This is a genomic window from Mesorhizobium sp. M8A.F.Ca.ET.021.01.1.1, from assembly GCF_003998025.1.
In the GTDB taxonomy this organism is placed as follows: Bacteria; Pseudomonadota; Alphaproteobacteria; order Rhizobiales; family Rhizobiaceae; genus Mesorhizobium.
Genome location: NZ_RZSJ01000478.1, coordinates 1 through 4920, shown reverse-complemented (window position 1 = coordinate 4920; position 4920 = coordinate 1). Strand labels below are relative to the sequence as shown.

The following is a 4920-nucleotide window of genomic DNA, read 5'->3' as shown; positions in this document are numbered from 1 at the left end:
GTGCCAGGCCAGTTGGATGGCGGCCAGTCTTCAGCTGGGGATCATACCGGCGCAGGAATTTGCGCAGCGGCAACTCGAACAGGATGTACATCCGCCAAGCGAAAAGAACTGATGTTGCGGTGCCGATCACGATGATGAGGTCGGCAGGAATCGGAAAAACGGTCCACACCATCAAAAGCAGCGTTATCGGCAGAGTGTGGATCAGATAAAGCATATAGGAGGCATCACCGAGAACCGTCCATGCGCTCGGCTGTGCGTCGATCTGCATCGTGCCGAAGACGATCATCGCCGCCGGGAGACCGTAAACCAGCACGCGCTGGAACCCGTTATCGCCGGCGAGAAACTCCATCGTCCCCCCTTGCGGCGCCATCCCGATGAATCCCACAGCGATCATCGCCGCGGCGCCGATCGGCGGGCACCACACCGCCGGTCTCCACTTGGGTGCATAGGCGAGAGCGATGCCAAAGCCGAACTCGATGATCAGCGGGTTGCCAAGAAACTGCAGCACCGGGCCCGCCGAGCGAAACATCATTGCGAGGCCGAAGATACTGAGGAGACCCCATAGCAGCCGCCGGTCGACGAGAACCACGGTTGCGGCGACGTAGAACAGCATTTCGAAGCACAGCGTCCAGGCCGCGGGCAATGCTGGCGCGGTCATTTGATCCGTAGCGGGCCACAGCAGGAGTGTCGCCACCGCGTCCCGCCAGCCGAAGCCGGTTTTGTAGGCGACGATCGCATAGGGGATGCTGATCAGCAGGTAGAGCGGAACGATGCGCCGGAACCGTCTCCAGGCGAAGGATCGCCAGGTCAGGCCAGGTGCCGTCCTGGCAATAATCACCCCGGATATGACAAAAAAGATGTCTACGCCTGCGAAGCCGGCCACCTGCAAATCGTGAGGCAAAAGGCCATTGGATCCGGTGGCCGTAACGGCGGTCTGGGCCGCGTGGACATATACGACCATCAGCGCGGCAACGAAGCGAAGTACCTGCAAGGACCAGATCAAGGGCGCCAAGCCTATGTCCGTTGACCCCTTGGCAGTCGATCGCGCAGGTGCCATCCAATCGACGATCACAACCGGAATCTTCTGGTCGATGGCGGCTGCCCGCGCTGCCGGGGTTAGTTAAGCTGATTCAGGATTCCAGAACTGCTCGCCAACACCATATTTTCATAGATCACGAGGGCTGTCGTGCAGATTGCCGCGACCGAGATCGGCACGCCAAACGGCACAACGCCTTTGCGATCGAGATGCTGGACGTAGATGCGGAAGGCGCCCGCGGGCAGCAGGAATGGATTCTTCATTGCCCCTGCAGTGACGAGGGCGAAAACCAGGAGCAGCACGGAAAAAACGACGAGGTCTTCGCCGCCAGTCAGAAAAGGGACGACCGCCATCAGCTTGACGTCGCCGGCGCCGATCTTGCGCAAGACCCAGAACGGGAACAAGGCTACAAACAGCACGAGGCCGGCAGCCGCGCTCAAGCCCATGTCCAACCAGGATCCGGATCGGAGCACAAGCAGCAACAGCGACCCCACTCCCAGGCAGAGCAGCAGCAGCACATCGCGATTGGCAATCCTCTGGGTCGTGAAGTCGAGCCACGCAATCCTGGCGAGCAGCGGGATGGCGAGGGCCTTCAACAGCAGCGCTTCGACGAGCAGCATGCTAGCGCTCGATGTTCTGCACGCTCGACGACAGCAGCTTCAGATTGTTGGCTACGGTCGGATCGTTTGGTGCCAGCTCATAAGCCTTGAGGAAATTGCCGCGCGCGTCCTGCAGTTTGCCGCGCAGCAGATCGGAATAGCCGACATTGTTGTAGTATTCGGGCGACGGCCCCATCAGCTTGAAGGCGCGGCCATAGGCACGGTCGGCGAGGTCGAAGCGGTGGATCCGGTCGCACGAAGCGGCCAGCCCCATCCAGGCGCCGCCGTCATTGGGGGCCAGTTGCGTCGCCTTGAAGAACAGCGCGCCGGCGTTGCCATAGTTTTCCGCGCGGAACTGGTTCTTGGCTTCGGCCACGGCCTGGTCCGATGCGTAATATTCGACGTCGCTGACCGTCTTCAATCCGTCGAACGCATCGCCAAAGGACGTCACATCGCCTTTCGAGGGTTCATTGGTGCGCACGACACCGCCAGTGGTGTCGGCGCCGTTTGTCTGGCAGCCGGCAAGGGCTGCCATCAAGAGACTGGCAGCGACGACGGTTGCGAGGCGCATTGGCCCTGTCATTTTATCCCCCAGAGTCCGGCGACTCTATTTTAGAATCAAAGCATAGAACCGTTTAGAAGAAAATGCCCTTCATGCGGATGATCACCGGCAACATGATGACCATTAGGACAACCGGGAAGATGCACAATCCCAGCGGGATCATCATTTTGACCGGCAGCGAGTTGGCCTTTTCCTCAGCGGTCAGAATCCTCTGGCTTCGCATCTCGTCGCTATAGACGCGCAGTGCGTCCGTCAGGCTGGTGCCTAGTTCTTCGGATTGCCGGAACAGCACCGCCAGCGCCCTTGCCTCTTCGAGGCCGATGCGGTCCGCGAGTTCGCGCAGCCCCTCCCGCAACGGTTTGCCGGCGCGCAGTTGCAGGTTCATGATCGCAAGCTGAATTCCCAGCCATTTGTGGGTGGCCGCCAACTCCGCACTAACGCGTTCTACGGCCGCCTCAAGGCTCATGCCGGCGTCGGCGCAGGTGATCATCATGTCCATGAAATCCGGGAAACCACGGCGATAGGTTTCCTTTTGAGCATTTTCGAAGCGGTCGAGCAGGATGCTCGGGATCACGATGCACCCCAACCCCAGCAGGGCCGATCCAGCAAGCGCGAAGTAACCTGGCAGATGCGGTGGCAACACGCGCGACAACAATGTGTATGCAGGCAGAAATCCGACGCACACCGCACCGAGGCGCGATAGGGTATAGATCAGCGGAGCGCTCGCTTGATAGAAGCCGGCGCGAAAGAGCTTAGCTTCGAGCGCGCTCGGCTCCTGCCGTTCCTTCTCCATCGTTCGGAAGTATGCGTCGACCGGGCGTTGGGCTGCAATTTTGGCCAACTGTTCCTGACCGGCCTGCGAACGGACGTCGACGGCTCCTTCAGCCTTGAGACTATGGGCAACCAGTTTTCGCGTCTGCAGGGCCGGCAGGAAGACAAGTGCGCCAAACAGGAAAAGAGCCACCGCAGCGGCAAAAACGGCCGCAGAGACCAGAAAACCCAGGTCATTGGTGATGGAAAGCAAGTTGATGGTACGCTCCTCAGAAATCAAAATTGACCATCCGGTACATGATGAAGTCGCCCAGCAGAGCCCATACGCCAAAGCCCAAAAACACCGGCATGATCAACGGATCGTGCCAGACTTTGCCGTAATAGGAGGGGGCAGTTATCTGAAGAATCAGGAACATCACAATTGGGAACAATGAGATGATCCAAGCTGACACCCGCCCCTCGGAAGAAAGCGCCCTTATCTTCATGCGCAATTTCTGCCGCTCCCGCAGGACAGAAGAAAGATTGGCAAGAATTTCGGTGAGATTGCCACCCGTCTTGGACTGAATGGAGAGTGCTATGGAAAGCAGATGAAGGCCCTCGAATCCGACGCGCTGGGACAGTTTCCGCACGGCTTGCTCGATACTGAGACCAAAGGTGATCTCATCGGATACGATGCCGAACTCCGTTCCCAGGGGGTCGGGCATCTCGCGCGCCACAAGGCCGACCGCCACCGAAGCCGGGTGTCCGGCACGCAAGGAGCGCACGATCATGTCCAGCGCGTTCGGCAGTTGCTTCGCAAACTTCTGGATCCGCTTGCTGCGGGCACGACGAAGCAAAACCAAGGGCAACACAAACCCGACGAGCAAAAAAACTACGAACACGGGTATGGCCGACATGTGCAGCAGAAACGACAGCAGCAGCGCCAATACCAGTCCTGCAAACACGAACATGCCGGCGAAAGTGAGCGGGTTTCCGGTGATACCGGACTGGGTATAGAGCCTGTTCAGTCCGATCAGCCCGAAAACAAAGTCACCAGACTCCGTCAAGCCCCGCTCGCGCAGCAGGTTTTGCAGCGTCCGCTCAGCGGGAACCTCGTCGGACAATCTTTTCAAGCGACGATTGATGGCGCCGACCGCAGCGCGGCGTCCCGCAAAAGAGAGATAAAGCGCTTCGCCAGCGAGGATGACCGACGCTGCCGCAAGTGCGTATATGAAATAAAGCAATTCCTGGCCGGTAAGCATCATCAGAGCGCAACCTGCGGGTTGAAGGCGTCCTTGCTGAAATGATGCCCAAGCGTTGCGGCCTCAGCCGCAAATCGTGGCCTCACACCGGTGGCTCGAAAATCGCCGATGATCGCACCGTCGGCGGCGATATCGCGGCGGACGAAATGATAGATTTCCTGAAGCTGCACGACGTTGCCTTCCATGCCGGTGATTTCCGAGATCGAAGTCACGCGCCTGCCGCCGTCCGAGAGTCTTTGTGTTTGCACGATTATGTCGATGGCCGAAGCGATTTGCGCCCGGATGGATTCGTGTGTCATAGGCATGCCGGCCATCCCAACCATCTGCTCAAGCCTTGAAATCCCATCGCGCGGCGTGTTGGCATGGATGGTGGTCATCGAGCCCTCGTGGCCGGTGTTCATGGCCTGGAGCATGTCGAAGGCCTCTTCGCCGCGAACCTCGCCGACGATGATACGGTCGGGACGCATGCGGAGCGCGTTCTTGACCAGTTCGCGCTGGCGAACCTCGCCCTTTCCTTCGACACTGGGCGGGCGTGTCTCCAGCCGGCCGACATGAGGCTGCTGCAGTTGCAGTTCCGCCGCGTCCTCGATGGTGATCAGGCGCTCCCTGGACGGGATGTAGCTCGACAGCGCGTTGAGCAAAGTCGTCTTGCCGCTGCCCGTCCCTCCCGAAACCAGGATCGATTTGCGCGCCTGTACGGCTATCCGCAGC

The 4920-nt window shown here is 59.6% G+C and carries 6 protein-coding genes; all 6 read right to left on the bottom strand.

Features of this window, described 5'->3' with window-relative positions:
- Positions 1 to 1012, bottom strand: a 1012-nt coding sequence (locus EOA36_RS27590) for an acyltransferase (RefSeq protein ID WP_245464489.1), incomplete at its 3' end; no start/stop codon positions are given.
- A 104-nt stretch (positions 1013 to 1116) separates the two neighbouring features.
- Positions 1117 to 1656, bottom strand: a complete 540-nt coding sequence (locus tag EOA36_RS27585) for a prepilin peptidase (protein WP_127280240.1) — start codon at positions 1654 to 1656, stop codon at positions 1117 to 1119.
- A gap of 1 nt (position 1657) precedes the next feature.
- Positions 1658 to 2218: a tetratricopeptide repeat protein gene (locus EOA36_RS27580; RefSeq protein WP_167531359.1), complete on the bottom strand. Its 561-nt coding sequence runs from the start codon at positions 2216 to 2218 to the stop codon at positions 1658 to 1660.
- A gap of 52 nt (positions 2219 to 2270) precedes the next feature.
- Positions 2271 to 3221, bottom strand: a complete 951-nt coding sequence (locus tag EOA36_RS27575; protein ID WP_127280238.1) for a type II secretion system F family protein — start codon at positions 3219 to 3221, stop codon at positions 2271 to 2273.
- 16 nt (positions 3222 to 3237) lie between these two features.
- Positions 3238 to 4212, bottom strand: a complete 975-nt coding sequence (locus tag EOA36_RS27570; protein ID WP_245464488.1) for a type II secretion system F family protein — start codon at positions 4210 to 4212, stop codon at positions 3238 to 3240.
- Positions 4212 to 4920: ATPase, T2SS/T4P/T4SS family (locus tag EOA36_RS27565; RefSeq protein WP_145969334.1), on the bottom strand; the 709-nt coding region annotated here is incomplete at its 5' end. The genes EOA36_RS27565 and EOA36_RS27570, both read right to left, overlap by 1 nt.

Excerpts from the sequence above, each read along its gene's own strand:
- EOA36_RS27585 (WP_127280240.1), bottom strand. The coding sequence starts at position 1,656 with ATGCTGCTCGTCGAAGCGCTGCTGTTGAAGGCCCTCGCCATCCCGCTG.
- EOA36_RS27580 (WP_167531359.1), bottom strand. The coding sequence starts at position 2,218 with ATGACAGGGCCAATGCGCCTCGCAACCGTCGTCGCTGCCAGTCTCTTG.
- EOA36_RS27570 (WP_245464488.1), bottom strand. The coding sequence starts at position 4,212 with ATGATGCTTACCGGCCAGGAATTGCTTTATTTCATATACGCACTTGCG.